This window comes from Arthrobacter sp. N1 (assembly GCF_048288285.1).
In the GTDB taxonomy this organism is placed as follows: Bacteria; Actinomycetota; Actinomycetes; order Actinomycetales; family Micrococcaceae; genus Arthrobacter_D.
This window is the reverse complement of record NZ_CP102608.1, coordinates 1,636,752-1,651,650: the sequence shown is the minus strand read 5'-3', so window position 1 is coordinate 1,651,650 and position 14,899 is coordinate 1,636,752. Positions and strand designations below refer to the sequence as shown.

Here is a 14,899-nt window from a genome sequence, read left to right as displayed (position 1 = left end):
CGTGACCACACCATCTTCCGATGAGTTGAAGACGATTTTCGGGCGTACGAAGGGCTATCTGCTGACGGAGCAGACTGCTCATGACGCGGTCGACGGTCTGGCGGAAGTAGCCCGGGACGTGGTGGGTCCGGCCACAGGGGCAGGAGTGAGTGTGATCAGCGTCGACGGGCAACGGCAAAGCATAGGGGCTACGGACGCCCGCGTCCTCGAAGCCGACACACTGCAGTACGAACTCGGCGAAGGTCCGTGCTTGACGGCCTGGGCGTCCGGGGAACCGGCGCACATTCCCGACACCGAAGAGGATCAGCGGTGGCCGCAGTGGTCGGCCGCCGTCGCGGACAGGGGTGTGCGGTCCTGCCTCAGCGTCCCGCTCCTGCACGCCGATTCGGGTCGGGTAGGGGCGCTGAAGGTGTACGCCAACACTCCCCGCGCGTTCACCGATGGTCATGAGCAGGTGCTGATGAACCTTTCACGCTCCGCTGCCGCTCTTCTCAGCCACATTCAGGCCAGTGATCTACCGCAGCGGATCAGCGCCGAAATGAAAATCGCCCTCGATGCCCGCGATACGGTTGCTCTCGCCCGGGGCATCATCATGGAACGCCTCGACCTGACCAGGGACGAAGCCATGAATCATCTGGTCAAGATGGCCGTCGAAGCCGAGAGCCCTCTTGTCGTGATGGCAAGCAGGATCGCCGAGCGTCAGAACGGCTCCGACCTCACCACCAGGCGGTGATGCAGCGATGACCCCTGCCCAGCTACTCGAGGAGCAGCGCCGGCGTACCCTAGGCGCACTCCGCGCCGCGAACCTCGGCGTGCAGGACGTGTGGATCCGGTACTTCATGATGACCGGCAACGTTGACGAGTACGACATCAACGCGTACCTGCACGGACTGATACGCCTCCCGGTCCTGGACTGCTACCTCATCGCTCTGGCCATCAACGAACTCATCGACGAACAACCACCCCTGCCACGAGCCCCTACAGCACCGACATCCGACCCAGCACCAATAACGGCACCGAACCTGGCTCTGGCCTCTGAGTGCTGGCGTGACTGTGCGACGACATCGGCCGACGCTTCCAGGGGCCTGATCAGCCGGTGTGGGGGTGTTCGGTCAATCAGGTGTCGGTCAGAGGTTCTGCAGGTGTGAGCTGAGGTGTCTGATGCCGTCGCGGATACGGGTCTTAGCCGTGGATATTGGAATCCCGAGGTGCTCGGCGACCTGGACGTAGGTCAGACCGCGGTAGTAAGCGAAGAAAATAGCTTCCCGTTGCAGGTCTGAGAGCTTGCTGAGCGACTCCCTGAGCTCGTCGGTTTCCGCGTTCTGGATGACGACCTCGGTGACCTGGTCGTGGTCATTGCCGCGGTTCTTGAGCCCCCATTTGAGGTCGCGTACACGGTGGGATTCGTCTGCCCTGACCCTGTCCACTGCGCGGCGGTGGGCGAGGGTCATGACCCACGAGATTCCGGAGCCTTTGGCAGGATCAAAGTGAACTCCACTACCGACCCACAGAGCGAGGAAGACGTCCTGGGTTGTCTCGGCGCTCAGATCTGGGTCGACGAGGACCTTCCGCACCAGCCCGTACACGCGGTGAGACGTGCGCTCATAGAGCTCCGTGAAGGCGCTGGCGTCACCCTGCTCAAGACGAAGCAGAAGAGCTCCGACCTCACACCCCCGACCAACGTTCGAACTGGCGGGTCCTGACGAACGCTGAGCAGGCTGAGCAGGCACCGCAGGAGCGTCAGACCCGAGAACTGTGAAGGGCGTGTCCGACATGAGGGCACCTCGTGAGGGAACAACGAGCGGCAACTGAACTGTATGCATGAGAGTGAGACCTTCAAGAGAGACCATCGCGTCCAGCCGATACGCATCACGCCCCGCACGCGACCTACCCGACTGCTAAACAAACTAAGGACACCCAACCACAGATCATCAGCAATCCTGCTGGTCGACGCTCTTCCTTGCGCCAACCCTGCTCCTAAGACCAGGAACAGCAAACGCCGCCCACCCTCGATCAGGGTGAGCGGCGCCTACTCGTGCTGCTACGGCTGAGACGTCCGAGGACATCAAGCTTTCGCCTCCGAACTTCGTGCGGGCCTTGGTGTCAGACCTTGGTATTGCTGCGGCGGACCATGTAAGCGCCGCCGGCTGCTGCGGCCAGGACGAGGCCGCTACCGAGGGCGAGAGCGGCGGTGTTCGTGCCGGTCTCCTGTGCGACACCGGTGTCGGCTCCGCCCTGGGGCATAGCACCCATCTGGGTGGCGGTCAGCGTGCCACACAGTGCCGGCGAGGTAGCGCCGAGGGGCAGATCGGGGTTCAGGTCGCTCGGGGAGGAGAAGACCTCGGTCGAGACGCCAGCGGTAGCGGGGTCCAGGCCGTGGACGACGACGACAGCGGTCCCGGACTCCAGCGATGCCTTAGTGGCTGCGTCGAGGGTGATCTCGCGCTGGACACTGTAGGTGCCGCCCTGGCCGCCGAGCTCGAGGTTCAGGCCCTCGGCCGGGGTGGTGGCACCGCTGGTGGTCAGCGTGGTCTGGATGGCGCCGTAGCCGCCGGCGCCTTCGGTGACGCTGATGATGCCGTCACCGTTGGTGTCGTTGGCCGGGGTCGGGCAGACACCCGCCGCACCGCCGTGGATGTGCTGGACGTGGGGGTACGGTCCGTCCATGAAGGTTTCGGCGAGGCCGGATACCTGCAGGTTGACCATGGCCTTATCACCGGTGACGTCGACGGTGATCGTGCCGGTGCCCGTGGTGCCGTTGAGCTGGCCCAGGGTCGAGGAGTAGGAGGCGTCCGCTGCCATGGCGGACCCACCGGACAGGGCCAGGGCGCCGAGGGCGAGGGTGGGGACTGCGAGCAGTCGCATGCTGTTCTTCATCAGGTGATTCCTTTACTGTGCGAATGGGCACACCTTTCTCAGTGTGCCTACTGTGCTTCGGACCACACCCGGATCTGGATTGGCGGATTGAGCGCGCGTCAGACAGCAGGGGTGAACAGCGGGCTTGGATGGACGCATTCGACACCAGGACTGGTCAGCGGATTAGGCGCCTCATCCCAGGGAAGGGTGAGACGCCCGAGCCACACGGAGTTACCCTACCCGTCGGTCTTTCAGACTGGTCGTGTCAGCCAGTTCTGAGCACCCAATTTCCTATGCCCGGCAAATTTGTCGGCTGCTCTATTTGGCGAGGAAGGTGATCAGGGCCTGGTTCCATTCATCGGGGTGGCTGACGTTGCACCCGTGCGGGCCACCGGCGATGACGTGGAGGTCGCTGCCGAGCAACGCTGCATGGGTGCGCTGCCCGGAGCCCTCGAACGGAACGGTCGCATCGGCGTCGCCGTGCAGGACCAGGGCCGGAACGGTGACCTTGAGCAGGTCGTCGCGGAAGTCCGTGGTCCCGAACGCTTCGATGCACGCCAGGGCTGCCTTCTTATCAGCCTGCCGGCACAGCTCGAGGGCTTCCTGACGCTGTCCCTCGGTGACCTTCAGCTCCCCGTTCGCCGAGAAGAAATCGGTGGTGAACCCGTCATAGAACGACTCCTCATCCTTGGACAGATCCTTGGTCATCCCGGCAGCAGCGTCCTTGGTGAGAGGTCCGTCAGGGTTGTCTTCGCCCTGCATCATGAACGGCGGGACCGCGGAGGCGAACACGACGCTGCGGATGCGCTCATGGCTGTACTTGGAAAAGTAGCGGGCGACCTCTCCCCCGCCCATGGAGAACCCGACCAGGGTCACGTCCCGCAGATCGAGTTCCTCGAGCAGGGCCTGGAGATCCTCGGTCAGAGTGTCGTACGTGTACCCGGTCATCGGCTTGTCACTGCGACCGAAACCGCGCCGGTCATAGGTGATCACCCGGTACCCGGCAGACTGCAGTGCAGGGACCTGATTCTTGAACGCCTCCCCCGACAGGGGCCACCCATGAATCAGGACCACGGGGCGACCTGTTCCTCCGGTGTCATCGACGTGGAGGTTGGTGTTCTTGAACAGACCATGATGCGCGACGATCTCCGCCATAGGGGTAACTCCTTCTGATGCTTCACTGATACTTCACCGAAGCTTCTTTGTCGGTGACGCGCCATGGGCGCGTCCTTCACCCTAGACATTCGTCAGCATGCTGTCGTTCGGATGGGTGCCGGTTGCGCTGCCGCAAGACGCGTGATACCACGCTGGGCAGCCGGGCCCCAGGATCGGACCTGGATGCGCCGGAGATGGAGGGCCTCTCGTCTGTAGCGGTCGCGCCATGCCGGATCGTCAAACAGTGCCCCACAATCGGTGCTTGCTTGACGTCGGTGCGGCTGGTCGCGTTGACTCATCAGTAGGCTTAGCATCTGGTCAAGAAGCGGCTGGATACTGAGCAGGGCCCGCCCGGGTCCTTAAGCGATCGGGCCGATCTCCGGTAGAGGGGGTTCTCCTATGAAGGCAGTAGTTTTCAAAGCACCGTACGAACTGTCCGTCGAGACCGTCGATGACCCCACGATCCAAGGTCCACTGGACACGATCATCCGGATCACGACAGCGAACATCTACGGGTCCGACCTACACCCGCATGAGGGGCGCATCGGGTTCAACGACTGCGAAGCGTTCATTGAAGGCATCAGCATCGCCGGCGGCCAATGCCCGGTGAAAAAGTACAACCGGGAGCTACGGGACATCATCATCCGCGGACGGGCGAACCCGTCCTGGATCGTCTCCCATGAACTCTCACTCGACGACGCCGTGGACGCCTACTCCAACGTCGACAAGCGCGAGAACGGCTGGACCACAATCCTCCTCCACCCCTGATATCCACGCCTGTCAGCTGCCTGAATCACTGACTGAAGTCGGTCAACAGACGTTGACAAGTCGACCGACAGGTGGCGAGTGAGCCGCCTGCTAGCTGGGGAGGCCGAGGATCGGCGAGGGGAAGCACGTGACCTTCACCGCCAATGCGGTGAAGCTCCATGGTCACCCCCACCCTCCTGACTACCAGGATCACTGAAGGGAACGCAGCCCCTCATGGCTGATCCAGCTGCTCTTGCGTTGATCTGTACGTTGACACCCTCCCCCGATCCTCGCCGCAGACATCCTGGTCCTGTCCACCCCGATCTGGATTCGCCACCCCTGCAGCATCGCCCAGCAGGTCATGGAACGCCTTGACGCCTAGTTGTTCGCAACCGATGACGAGGGACGGCGCATCATGTACGGGAAAGTCGCCACCGTCGCTGTCGTCGGCAACGAAGACGGCGCACACGAAACCGTCGCGGACCTCATGCAGGGACTCAACGACGTCGGGTTCACCCTCCCCGTACAGGGCGGCGCCTATTGGGTTGGCGAAGCCATGCAAATAGTCGACTTCAAGGACCTCGACCAGGTCCCCGACCCCGTCGCGTCCACCGACCCCGGGCTGTTCCGCAACGCCGCCCGCCTCGCCTCCTACCTCAAAGCCACCCCGAATCCGACCGGTTGACGAGATGACAGGTCTACGGTGGGTGTAGCGCAACCTCGTGAGGAGGGACAGCGATGGGCAGACCGATGACTGCCGCTGAACAGTACACCGCCCTTTCCTCGACAGTGCACCTCCTCGGAATCAGCCTGCCTGACCTGTGGTTGGGGTACTACGCAATGGGCGGCAACCTCGAACTCTTGGACCTCGATGCCTACGTCTACGGGATAAACACCCTCCCGGCCGTTGATCGATCCATGCTCGAACAGGTTCTGCGGGAGCTGGACCCCGTGATCTTCAACCTCGCCACAGACGCTTCGGGAATTCCCTGATTAGTCCGCCCCTGGCTGCCCTCCGGTTCATGTCGGACCGTGTCAGACCGTGTTGCTATTCTTCAGGGCGAACAGAGTTGTGCAGCTAGCTCTGCGACGACCCGTGGAGAGCCATCTCCTCGTGCAGTCATTCGATGATGCCCCGAAGTCCACCCCTGGCTTCGGTGTACCTTCTCACCTGTTCCATAACTGTCCGACCGGGACCTTCCAGTACTACTTCGCGACCGACACCTTCCACTGGTCCGACGAGATGCTCATCATGCACGGGTACGAGCCCGGCGAGATCGAGCCGACCTTCGAGCTCGGCCAGTCCCACGTCCACCCCACGATGCGGGAGAGCAGCGCTGCATTCTGGGTCGAAGTGACAGACCACGCCGGCCCATTGTCGATGTATCTGACCCTTCAGGACAGAAGGGGCAAGGACTATCAGACTCTCGTAGTGGGCGGCCCACTGTTCGAGGACGGTCAGCACGTCGGGGTGTGGGGGCTGCTGATCGATCTCACGCGCTCAATTCACACCGATTCGCACCGGCTCGCCAACGAAGCCGTCGCCGCGGCCACCCTGAAGCGCAGCACCATCGACCAGGCAAAAGGCATCCTCACCGGCATGACCGGCATCAGCGCCAGCGAAGCCTTCGACGTCATCTCCCAACACAGCCAGGACACCAACCGCAAGGTCAGCCTTATCGCACAGGACATCGTCGACGCCATCGGGCACCATATCCCCCGGCAGGTCGACGGTAAGGACCGGGCACGTCAGTTCCTGCGCTCTCTGTAGCCGCACTCCCCTGGCGGGTGCGTCATGCGCATGTCTGCTGTTGACCGGGCCTCTGACCACGATCAGTCATCGGGGTGACGTTGCCGGATGGAGGGCTCAGCGCTCATCAACGGAGCTTCGAGCGACGTCGGCCGGGTCATCGCCGTGTCCCTTGCAGCACGCAACGACATAGTGCACCTTCAGGGGCGCGATGCTGGCCGCCTCGCCGAAACGGCGGAATCAACCCCTACCAGCTGATCGGCGTCAGGCCCGGTGAGGGCTGCGATGTCGCAGATGAGGAATTGAAAGGTCCAAAACGGCCTCACAAGCGGCACATCGTGCCCGCTAGCGCCGGACGTCGGAACGTCGTCGAGGTCGGCCATCTGCGACTCAGGAGCGCCGTACAGGATCGGTGTGCCCGATGCCGGCGGAGACGGTTGCCGCTGTAGTGAGTAGTTTCTTCGGTGGCGATCTCGTCACCGGTAGTCCCCCTCCGCGGGGTCCCTACCAAGACGTGCGGCTTCATCTGTATAGCAGTGGGCAGGAAGGCGTAGAGGAGCGGTAGCGATACTGCACAAAATTCGTGCCCTGTCGCCCCGTTCAACCTCCCAATCCCTCACGGGTTGGCCGTCACCAACTGTTCAGCTGATGCTGGTTGCTTCTGCGGGCTTTAGGTCTAGTGTTCGAATCACACATAGGTCTAGACACAGGCCAGGGATGTGTAGTTAGTGCGGAGACGGCCATGACCGAACTGATGAATCACCCCGCAATACCCACGAGCACCACTGCCGCTGCAGCATCGCTCACGCTCCTCACAGAATCCGATCGGTCCAAGACGACGGCAAAGCTCACCCGGGCGAATCAGTTCGGGACGATCGACACGGAGCAGCCGACTGCGTGGATGGAATCCCGGCAGGAGCCTGATGACTCCCTCACTGACGATGAACGACCGACCCCAGCTGTTCTCGCGTCACTCTCTGTCCGCCGGTTGAGGACGCTGGTCAACCAGGCGTACACGCTGATGGATACCGGCTTCCCGCCCAGCCGGACGGTGGACCGGTACGAGATGCTCGTCGACGAGCTCGAGCGCAGAGCCGAGGCAGCGAAGAAACGGCATCCGGCGAGCGCGACGCGGCAGAAGTTCCGCGATAACTCGCTGTCCTCCCGGTTCGAGCTGTTCATCGACGGACACGTGGTCGCGTACATGCAGTACCGGATGACCGGCGGGGACCTGACCCTGATCATGGGTAACGAACTGCCGGGCTTCCGGAACCAAGGCGCTGCTACAATCCTGATGCGCGACATCGTCCTCGACGCCCACAAGCGGCGGTTGAACCTCATCCCCCGTTGCCCGATGGCTCACGCGTTCCTGGCCGATCACCCTCAATATCAGCAGTACACCGGCCACCATTGACCTATCGCTGATTCGCTGGGTCCCGCTTTCGCTGTGGAGCCAGCGGCATCCGGTCGGGCAGGGCTGCGGTGGGGCGTTTTCGGCTGTCCTGTCTGAGCCGGCCGCTCCAACTGGTGCGGTCGTCAGTCGGGGGTCGTCAGTCGGGGGGGGCGTCAGTCGGGGGTAGCAAGTCGGGGGCGCTCAGCCGGATAGTCGGCTCATGGGTGGAAGTTCTCTATGGGGTGGGTGTGGTGCCGATGTTGTCGAGGATGCTTTGGGCGAGGACCAGCAGCTTCGTGTTGCGGGAGCTGGAGGCCTGACGGAGGGTGACGAAGGCTTCCTCCTGGCTGCAGAGGGTCTGGGACATGATGATTCCTCCTGCGGTGTCGATGACGTGCCGGCCCTCCATCGCGGCGCGTAGGTCAGCGCCCCTATCGGACAGGTCCGCCAGGCGCACTGCGATCCGGAGGGACTTCGATGCCTCCTGCGCGAATCTATGGGCCAGATTCGTGGACCGGGGTGTGAAGGCGCCGGGCTTCGTCGAGGTAGACCTCTCGTTCCTCGTGAGCCGCTGTTAGGCGTGGCCCGTCATCTGACCTGCACTGGACCTCGTCCATCTTCTGGGCAACGTCATTGCTGCTGGACACCGTCGCTGCGCGGCGTGGCAGCAGGAGCGTCACCCCGCAGAACACGTCCTCTCCTGGGGTTTCGAGGACATCGACCGCCGTGCTCACCAGGATCTCGAGGTGCTCCACGAGGTTCCCGCTATCGGTGACCGAGCGGTGTAAGAGCTCGGGGATCTCCCGGTCGTGCTCGGAGCCGCCCTTGGTGTCAGGGTCCGCGCCTTACGGGGCGTTGTCTTGCGCGAATGAACGGTTGTTCATCATGGTCCTCACCACAGCTGAGGCCCTTGTAGGCGAGCTCTCAGAATTCGAGCGCCTACCGGAAGTACCCGTGTCATGACATCGTCCTCGGTACGGGACGATCTGAGCGACCATACCGGTAGCGTCACCGGCCATGGCACCTCGCCCGCGTCCTGGTTTCTCCACAACGTTCCACCGCGATCTGGTATCACTCCGACCAACGCGGAAGCCCGCCGATCACGGTCCTCGATACCGCACCGGGAGGGCCCCTGGCGGGGACCGTGCTCGCACCTGATGCCGGGAACCGGTCAGCTCGTAGGTCAGGGTGAGCGGCGCCGGGCGTACTCGGCACGCAGCGTCAGGATGGAACTGACCAGCCGATACTCGTACACAGCGTCTTCGGGCGGATCCGATGTGTCCAGAACCTCGTAGAGCCGGTTCGCATGGACGCGAAGCTCCCGCAAGGGCATCCGCAGGTAATTCGGGGGCAGAGCGTCAGAAGGATTCCGCAGTGGTCTGGACGGCGACTCTACGGGCGACGTCGTTGGTGATTCGAGGCGGGGTGTTGAGCAGTGGGGGCACATCATCATCTCCAGACACGACGTTGGTCGAGCCCACTGCTGAGCCACTGGCAGGCACTCTACCCAAACACGAACCCCCCAGCCAATGAACCCGCACATCATGACGACGACAAAGCGCGGTTCATGAGCAGATGCAGATCTGCTATGTCGAGTTCCTGGAACCCCGTTGTAGGTGTCCGGCTGTTCCAGCACGATTCACGCACCGGCCGACTGCAGTGAGGGGATGCAGGACAGTCTCTCGTGGACATGCTCTCTGACCGCGTCAGCTTGCTCTTGACTCGGCCGCCACCGGGTCTCGTGCGGTGGCAGTGGGCCGGACTGCTCGCTGGTGTTGTGTTCTGGTCCATGCAGCGCACTCGCATCAAGCCCGGTGCGCGTGCTCGGGGCAGTAGTAGCGGCCGACGTCGACGGTGATCGTCCGGTACAGCCAGCCCTCGGGCAGGGGCCTTCCCTCGTCCTGGAGCTTGGTCGTCCCGCGGCAGATGCAGCACTGTGCCAGGGCTGGAGTTCTCATCAGGTCATGCGTCTGTTTCGGCTAGGTGGGGAGCGCTCTCACCCAGTAGAACTGTCGGTGAGGGCCCCGGTCGTCTGTGTGTTGATCCCCCATCCACGCAGCCTCCCCGGGGCCTTCGTCATTGTTCCTCGAACGAACCGGTGGGCGGAGACTTGGGCTCGCCGGCAAGCTTGTCGAGCTCGCCCTTCTTGTAGATCCTGATGACGTCCTGCCGGCCTTCGGGCATCCGCGGCCGGTGCAGCGGGCAGAATGTCAGTCCCGCATCCGCGATGTACGCCCAATCCTTCGGCGTTCCATCACCGGTGAGCGTCAGCGGGGCGGTCCTGCCGCATTCCGCGCATTCGGCCACCTGGTCGTTGTCGGGGCGGGTCGCAGGCATCCAATCAGTCTGTCAGCCTCCACCAACTGCTGCCCGGGGATGGTGTCAGAGTAGTGTTCTACGCTCTGTAGTGGAGTCCTGTCCGGGGTGTCCGTCGTACTCGACCTACCGTGCACCCTGGGCAGGACGTCCCACTGTCATCGAGCACTGCCCTCGAGTACCGCTTCTTCGGCGGCGGGTGTGCCGCGCAGCGGCTCAGATGATGTTGCCGTTAAGCCAGTCGTAAAGCCGGGCGAGGCGCACGATGGACGTTGGGGTGCCGTCCTCGGTGAACTCGAACCCTGAGTGTTCGTGGCTTCCGCCGGCGTGCGCGATCGCGGCGAGGACAAGTGCCAGCACGCCACCGTCCAGGCCCGGGATGATGTCGCCGAGGTCGACCAGCACTCCCCCGTCGCCGAGGGATGCAACCAGCAGCATGAACCGGCGTTCACCGCCGGAGAGTCCTTCGAGGTTGTCCTCGATCACTTCGAAGTCGACGAAGGGCCAGCGGCTGCCCCTACCGATCCACGACTGTCCGATCTGGCAAAGAGACGTCCTCGAACCGGTGAGACGTCCGTTCAGAAGGTCGCTTGTCGACCCGTTGCCGCAGGGAGGCCGTCTGACCGTTCCTGCGGCTTCTTCTCTCTATGCTCGCCATGCACTTCACGGGGCGGTCCGAGCGGCCACGGGTCGCGGATGGGCGCACTCACGTGGTCGGCGAAAGCCGCCGCGTGGTCGAGGGCACAAAAAAACCCCGGCGAACCGGGGTTTTCTTGGTGCGCGGAGGGGGACTTGAACCCCCACCCTCAATAAGAGGACTAGCACCTCAAGCTAGCGCGTCTGCCATTCCGCCACCCGCGCGGGTGGTTTTTCGCCGTATAAACCGGCGAAAGCAACGAGAAAGACTCTACCACGAGAACCGCTCAGGAGTTGAATCGGCGGCCTGCCCTCGGGCCGCCGACGACAACCGGCACAACACGGAGCACGGAGCACGGAGGACCCCCTACCGTGGCGCCCGCGACCGCGGCAACCACCCCCTGCCCGACCCGTCGCACACGTCGCGCGGCATATGCTGGCCAGACCACGGGCCGGCATGTGCCGTGGTGACGAGGAAATTCAAGGCAACAGGGAATGGATGCGGTGGACGAGACGAATCCCGGCCAGGAGCAGTTCGCCCTGACGTTCGACGCCATGAAACGGACCAACATCTCCACGGGGGAACTCTGGCTCCACTACTTCAGCATGGGCGGAGGCGTCGACGAGTACGAGGTGAACGCCTACCTGCACGGTTTGATCGACCTGCCGGAACATGAGCGCGACTGCATCTCGCAGGCTGTCAACGAGCTGTACGACGACCTCTGCCGGCAGCGTGGCGCCCCCTACAGCTCCGGGCGTACGAGGATCTGCGACGACTGACGAGGGGCCCTGCGGTCAGGGCGCGACGGCCATGCGCGCCAGCGGGCCGGACGCGAGTGCCAGCGACCCGCCGATGACGACGGCGAAGCCACCGAGCCACAGCGCCGACGGGATGCCGGTGGCGGCCTTCAGCAGGTAGGCGTCGGACGACCCCAGGTCCCGCCGTCGGGCATGGACCCGCACCACCTTGATCCAGTCACGGCAGGCACCCACAAGCAGGGCGATCCCGAGGACCAGGCAGGCGTATCCCGCGGGCTCCCCTCCCCCGAACCACACGAGCGCGAGGGCGACGGCGGCGCTGCCGCCCAGGATCAGGATGCCCTGTGCGTTCCGCACGAGGACGAGGGCTGCCACCAGGAGCAGCGCCCCGATTGAGAGCGCAGCCCCCGCCCACCCGTGCGCGGCACTCCACAGGAGCCCGAGCCCGACGACCGCAGGCGCGGGGTAGCCCCAGAACGTGGTGAAGGCCGCGCGCCGGCCGCCGCGCCCGAGACTGGTGGTGGTGCCCGAGTGGTCGAGGCGGAGAGTGATCCCCGTGACGCGCTGCAGGGTGAGCAGGGCGGCCCCCACGTGGCCCAGTTCGTGGACCACGGTGACGAAGAGTCCGAAGATGCGCCAGGAACGCCGCGGGACGCACAGCACGGCGGCAGCGACCGCGATCACCAGGATGCCGGTGAGCCCCACCGACGGCGGAGCGGCTTGCGCGAATCCGCCGACGATGCGGTCCCGGAACTCGGCCGCCGGCGTGCTCATGTGCCGTCCCGTCCCACCCCGGCCTGCACGGCCGTCCTACCGATCGGCGTCGGCCGCCCGATCGAGGCGCTCGGCGATGGCACCGATCGCGACGGCGACCTCCGCGAAGGAGGTCGACAGGGGCGACAGTCCGAGCCTGATGCCGTTCGGATTGCGGTAGTCGGGAATGATGCCGTCCGCCCACAGATCGGGCACCATGGCGGCGAACGCGGGATGATCGATGGTGATGTGACCGCCACGCCGGGCGGGATCGCGCGGTGAGGCGACAACGACGCCGTGCGGCGCGAGCACGGCCTCCACGGCCTCGACGGCAAACGCCGTGAGCCGCTCGGACTTCGCCCGGACGGCGGGCATGCCCACAACCTCGAGCAGGTCCAGCATGTCGCGCATGGCGATCATGCCTACGATGGGCGGGGTTCCCGAGACGAGCCTGCGGATCCCGTCTGCCGGCCGGTACGCAGCACCCATCGCGAAGGGGTCTGCGCTGCCGAGCCAGCCGGGGATCGGCTGGTCGAGCGTCGCCAGGTGCCGCTGCGCGACGTACGCCCACGCGGGAGCGCCCGGTCCACCGTTGAGGTACTTGTAGCTGCACCCGGCCGCGAAGTCCACGTCCCAGGCGTCCAGCTCGGCCGGGACGGACCCGACCGAATGGCTGAGGTCCCACAGGACCAGCGCCCCGGCGTCGTGGACCACCCGCGTGATGCCCTCGACGTCGGCGACGTGGCCGGACCTGTAGGCCACGTGGCTGAGCAGCACCAGGGCGGTCTGTGGCCCGACGGCGCCCGCGACGTCCACCGTCGTCGCCCCGCCGTCATAGGCGACGTCGATCCAGCGCACCGTCAGGTTCCGCTCGCGGGCGATGCCCTCCACGATGAAGCGGTCCGTCGGGAAGTTGTCGCGGTCCACGACGATCTCGGTCCGCTCCGGCCGCGCTGCAACGGCCGCGCGCGCCAGCTTGTAGAGGAGGACGCTCGTGGAATCGGCGACGATGCACTGTCCCTCGGCGGCACCGAGGGCCACCCGCGCGATCCTGTCGCCCACCTGCTGCGGCAGCTCCAGCCAGCCCTCGTCCCAGCCCCGGATGAGGCGGCCGCCCCACTGCTCCCCGACGAACGCCGTGAGGCTGTCCGGCGTCACGGCGAGGGGACGACCGAGGGAGTTGCCGTCGAGGTACGAGCGGACGGATACATCCGCGGTCCCCAGGAAGAGTGCGCGGTGACGGGCGAGGGGGTCGGCGGCGTCGAGCTCGGCCGCCCTGTCGGCGAGGGTGGAGCTGGTCATCGCTCCAGTCTAGGTGGCGCGCCCTGCCGTTCCGGCGGCCGCGGAGGTCCAGGAGGGCGGCTCCCTGGGGAACCGCCCTCCTGGATACTGCACGGGTACTGCGTGGGTACTGCGCGCGGGACGACTACAGGCTGGATGCCGTGCTGTAGGCCGCCTGGATGGAACTGCCGAAGTACGGGCCGTACATGACGTTCTTCTGGGTGCTGTAGCCGAAGCTGTTGACGGAGTTCTGCGTGCCGCCGGATCCGGAGCCGACGAACCACGGACCGCCCGAGGAGCCGCCGGTCATGTCGCAGGGGATGCCCTGCGACTGCGTGCCGCCGATGCGATCGGCCGTTGCGGTCCCCGTGCAGCTGTAGAGGCGCTCACCGTTGAAGGGCGAGGCGGCAGGGTAGCCGTACGCGGTGTAGTTCAGCCCGCGGGCCATGTTGAAGCCGATGCTCGATGCGCCGACCGTCGCCGAGAGGGTCCGGCCGTTGAGGGTGTTCATGACGGCGAAGGCGCCGTCGTAGTTGATGTCGTTGCGGGAGACCCACTCGCTCGCTGCGACCAGCGAACGCGCGGTGAACTTGCCGTAGGGCGCCGCACCGTTGTTGTAGGCGGGCACGAAGACGAAGTTCGTGACGAATCCCGTGGCGAGGTCGTGCGTGCAGTGGCCGGCGGTGGCGACGACACTCTGGTTGCCGCTCTGCACGGAGTTGCCCGAGCACACGTAGTTCTGGCCGCCCTGGGTGAAGAACACCTTGCCGATGCGCGGTACGGCCGTCTGGGCGACGGCGCGGGGTTCGACGACGGGCTGCTTCGGCGCCTTGGCCACCGACTCCTGGCCTGCCTTCGGCATGATGGACCGGCCCTCGGCCGCCCATCCGGAGTTGATCGCGGTCGCCGGCTTGGCGTTCTTCATCCTGTCCGCGGTCCAGTAGGCGTCCAGCGACGCCTGGCTCTCGTTCTGGGCGTGGGACACGACGCCGGCAACGCTCGTGTCGGTGGCGGGCGACGGCGCTGCCTGGACCGGACCTGCTGCCATCAGCGCTGATGCCATCAGGGCCGACGCGGCGATCATGCCGGCTTTGAGACCTCTAGAGTTCACGAAACTCCTCTTTCCATCCAGTGGGGCGGCCTTCGGGGGCCGGTCCCTGGAGTCTGCCCCGCGCCCACGTGCCCTGCCCAGCCGATTCGGTGACTTCGGAAGAATCACCCGTGAAAACCACCGGCTCTCTGGACAGGGCCTG

18 protein-coding genes and 1 tRNA gene are annotated in these 14,899 nt (G+C 65.0%); 8 read left to right on the top strand and 11 right to left on the bottom strand.

All coding sequences use genetic code 11. The annotated features are described in order from the left end of the window. The first annotated feature begins 1 nt into the window (after window position 1). Both NVV32_RS07395 and NVV32_RS07390 read left to right on the top strand, forming a co-directional pair. A complete protein-coding gene (locus NVV32_RS07395; protein WP_422391867.1) occupies window positions 2-733 on the top strand; it encodes a GAF and ANTAR domain-containing protein in 732 nt (243 codons plus the stop codon). A 7-nt stretch (window positions 734-740) separates the two neighbouring features. Continuing rightward, a complete protein-coding gene (locus tag NVV32_RS07390; protein WP_422391866.1) occupies window positions 741-1,148 on the top strand; it encodes a hypothetical protein in 408 nt (135 codons plus the stop codon). Here NVV32_RS07390 and NVV32_RS07385 read toward each other — a convergent pair. The 3 genes from NVV32_RS07385 to NVV32_RS07375 all read right to left on the bottom strand — a co-directional run bounded on the left by NVV32_RS07385 (window position 1,128) and on the right by NVV32_RS07375 (window position 4,011). Next, window positions 1,128-1,586, bottom strand: coding sequence for a sigma-70 family RNA polymerase sigma factor (locus NVV32_RS07385; RefSeq protein WP_422391865.1), 459 nt, complete (start codon window positions 1,584-1,586; stop codon window positions 1,128-1,130). The two genes, NVV32_RS07390 and NVV32_RS07385, sit on opposite strands and share 21 nt — an antisense overlap. Before the next feature lie 517 nt (window positions 1,587-2,103). Then, complete coding sequence (locus NVV32_RS07380; protein ID WP_422391864.1) at window positions 2,104-2,877, bottom strand: hypothetical protein; 774 nt, start codon at window positions 2,875-2,877, stop codon at window positions 2,104-2,106. Between the two features lie 297 nt (window positions 2,878-3,174). Beyond that, entirely contained in the window at window positions 3,175-4,011 is an 837-nt protein-coding gene (locus tag NVV32_RS07375; protein ID WP_422391863.1) for an alpha/beta fold hydrolase, read from the bottom strand. A 399-nt stretch (window positions 4,012-4,410) separates the two neighbouring features. Between NVV32_RS07375 and NVV32_RS07370 the strand changes: the two genes are divergently transcribed. The 5 genes from NVV32_RS07370 to NVV32_RS07350 all read left to right on the top strand — a co-directional run bounded on the left by NVV32_RS07370 (window position 4,411) and on the right by NVV32_RS07350 (window position 7,922). Beyond that, entirely contained in the window at window positions 4,411-4,779 is a 369-nt protein-coding gene (locus NVV32_RS07370) for a hypothetical protein (protein WP_422391862.1), read from the top strand. Window positions 4,780-5,173: 394 nt separating this feature from the next. Further along, window positions 5,174-5,443 (top strand): hypothetical protein, encoded by a 270-nt coding sequence (locus tag NVV32_RS07365; protein WP_422391861.1) that lies wholly within the window; start codon window positions 5,174-5,176, stop codon window positions 5,441-5,443. A gap of 53 nt (window positions 5,444-5,496) precedes the next feature. Continuing rightward, entirely contained in the window at window positions 5,497-5,751 is a 255-nt protein-coding gene (locus tag NVV32_RS07360; RefSeq protein WP_422391860.1) for a hypothetical protein, read from the top strand. Between the two features lie 121 nt (window positions 5,752-5,872). Further along, the gene (locus NVV32_RS07355; protein ID WP_422391859.1) at window positions 5,873-6,529 is read left to right on the top strand and encodes an ANTAR domain-containing protein; all 657 of its coding nucleotides are present in this window, start codon (window positions 5,873-5,875) and stop codon (window positions 6,527-6,529) included. Window positions 6,530-7,250: 721 nt separating this feature from the next. Next, window positions 7,251-7,922 carry a GNAT family N-acetyltransferase gene (locus tag NVV32_RS07350; protein ID WP_422391858.1) on the top strand — a complete coding sequence of 224 codons (672 nt, stop codon included), beginning with the start codon at window positions 7,251-7,253 and terminating at the stop codon, window positions 7,920-7,922. A 214-nt stretch (window positions 7,923-8,136) separates the two neighbouring features. Here the strand turns inward: NVV32_RS07350 and NVV32_RS07345 are convergent, their stop codons facing one another. The 5 genes from NVV32_RS07345 to NVV32_RS07325 all read right to left on the bottom strand — a co-directional run bounded on the left by NVV32_RS07345 (window position 8,137) and on the right by NVV32_RS07325 (window position 11,078). Continuing rightward, window positions 8,137-8,268 (bottom strand): ANTAR domain-containing protein, encoded by a 132-nt coding sequence (locus tag NVV32_RS07345; protein WP_422391857.1) that lies wholly within the window; start codon window positions 8,266-8,268, stop codon window positions 8,137-8,139. A gap of 1,438 nt (window positions 8,269-9,706) precedes the next feature. Next, complete coding sequence (locus tag NVV32_RS07340) at window positions 9,707-9,859, bottom strand: hypothetical protein (RefSeq protein ID WP_422391856.1); 153 nt, start codon at window positions 9,857-9,859, stop codon at window positions 9,707-9,709. 118 nt (window positions 9,860-9,977) lie between these two features. Then, window positions 9,978-10,238 (bottom strand): hypothetical protein, encoded by a 261-nt coding sequence (locus tag NVV32_RS07335; protein ID WP_422391855.1) that lies wholly within the window; start codon window positions 10,236-10,238, stop codon window positions 9,978-9,980. Between the two features lie 195 nt (window positions 10,239-10,433). After that, on the bottom strand, window positions 10,434-10,703 hold the full coding sequence (locus NVV32_RS07330) for a hypothetical protein (protein WP_422391854.1): 270 nt from the start codon (window positions 10,701-10,703) through the stop codon (window positions 10,434-10,436). Window positions 10,704-10,991: 288 nt separating this feature from the next. Continuing rightward, window positions 10,992-11,078 (bottom strand) — tRNA-Leu (locus tag NVV32_RS07325). A gap of 279 nt (window positions 11,079-11,357) precedes the next feature. Between NVV32_RS07325 and NVV32_RS07320 the strand changes: the two genes are divergently transcribed. Then, window positions 11,358-11,633, top strand: a complete 276-nt coding sequence (locus NVV32_RS07320) for a hypothetical protein (protein WP_422391853.1) — start codon at window positions 11,358-11,360, stop codon at window positions 11,631-11,633. A 15-nt stretch (window positions 11,634-11,648) separates the two neighbouring features. On the opposite strand, the gene NVV32_RS07315 is transcribed toward NVV32_RS07320, so the two are convergent. The 3 genes from NVV32_RS07315 to NVV32_RS07305 all read right to left on the bottom strand — a co-directional run bounded on the left by NVV32_RS07315 (window position 11,649) and on the right by NVV32_RS07305 (window position 14,757). Next, the gene (locus NVV32_RS07315) at window positions 11,649-12,386 is read right to left on the bottom strand and encodes a M50 family metallopeptidase (RefSeq protein ID WP_422391852.1); all 738 of its coding nucleotides are present in this window, start codon (window positions 12,384-12,386) and stop codon (window positions 11,649-11,651) included. A 36-nt stretch (window positions 12,387-12,422) separates the two neighbouring features. Continuing rightward, window positions 12,423-13,667: a kynureninase gene (locus NVV32_RS07310; RefSeq protein ID WP_422391851.1), complete on the bottom strand. Its 1,245-nt coding sequence runs from the start codon at window positions 13,665-13,667 to the stop codon at window positions 12,423-12,425. Between the two features lie 124 nt (window positions 13,668-13,791). Further along, a complete protein-coding gene (locus tag NVV32_RS07305; RefSeq protein ID WP_422391850.1) occupies window positions 13,792-14,757 on the bottom strand; it encodes a trypsin-like serine peptidase in 966 nt (321 codons plus the stop codon). Between the last annotated feature and the right edge of the window lie 142 nt (window positions 14,758-14,899).

Bases quoted from the DNA above. Each gene is read 5' to 3' on its own strand.
- NVV32_RS07335 (WP_422391855.1), bottom strand. From the start codon at position 10,238: ATGCCTGCGACCCGCCCCGACAACGACCAGGTGGCCGAATGCGCGGAA.
- NVV32_RS07340 (WP_422391856.1), bottom strand. From the start codon at position 9,859: ATGAGAACTCCAGCCCTGGCACAGTGCTGCATCTGCCGCGGGACGACC.
- NVV32_RS07310 (WP_422391851.1), bottom strand. From the start codon at position 13,667: ATGACCAGCTCCACCCTCGCCGACAGGGCGGCCGAGCTCGACGCCGCC.
- NVV32_RS07365 (WP_422391861.1), top strand. From the start codon at position 5,174: ATGTACGGGAAAGTCGCCACCGTCGCTGTCGTCGGCAACGAAGACGGC.
- NVV32_RS07375 (WP_422391863.1), bottom strand. From the start codon at position 4,011: ATGGCGGAGATCGTCGCGCATCATGGTCTGTTCAAGAACACCAACCTC.
- NVV32_RS07390 (WP_422391866.1), top strand. From the start codon at position 741: ATGACCCCTGCCCAGCTACTCGAGGAGCAGCGCCGGCGTACCCTAGGC.
- NVV32_RS07380 (WP_422391864.1), bottom strand. From the start codon at position 2,877: ATGAAGAACAGCATGCGACTGCTCGCAGTCCCCACCCTCGCCCTCGGC.
- NVV32_RS07315 (WP_422391852.1), bottom strand. From the start codon at position 12,386: ATGAGCACGCCGGCGGCCGAGTTCCGGGACCGCATCGTCGGCGGATTC.
- NVV32_RS07370 (WP_422391862.1), top strand. From the start codon at position 4,411: ATGAAGGCAGTAGTTTTCAAAGCACCGTACGAACTGTCCGTCGAGACC.
- NVV32_RS07345 (WP_422391857.1), bottom strand. From the start codon at position 8,268: ATGTCCCAGACCCTCTGCAGCCAGGAGGAAGCCTTCGTCACCCTCCGT.
- NVV32_RS07350 (WP_422391858.1), top strand. From the start codon at position 7,251: ATGACCGAACTGATGAATCACCCCGCAATACCCACGAGCACCACTGCC.
- NVV32_RS07360 (WP_422391860.1), top strand. From the start codon at position 5,497: ATGGGCAGACCGATGACTGCCGCTGAACAGTACACCGCCCTTTCCTCG.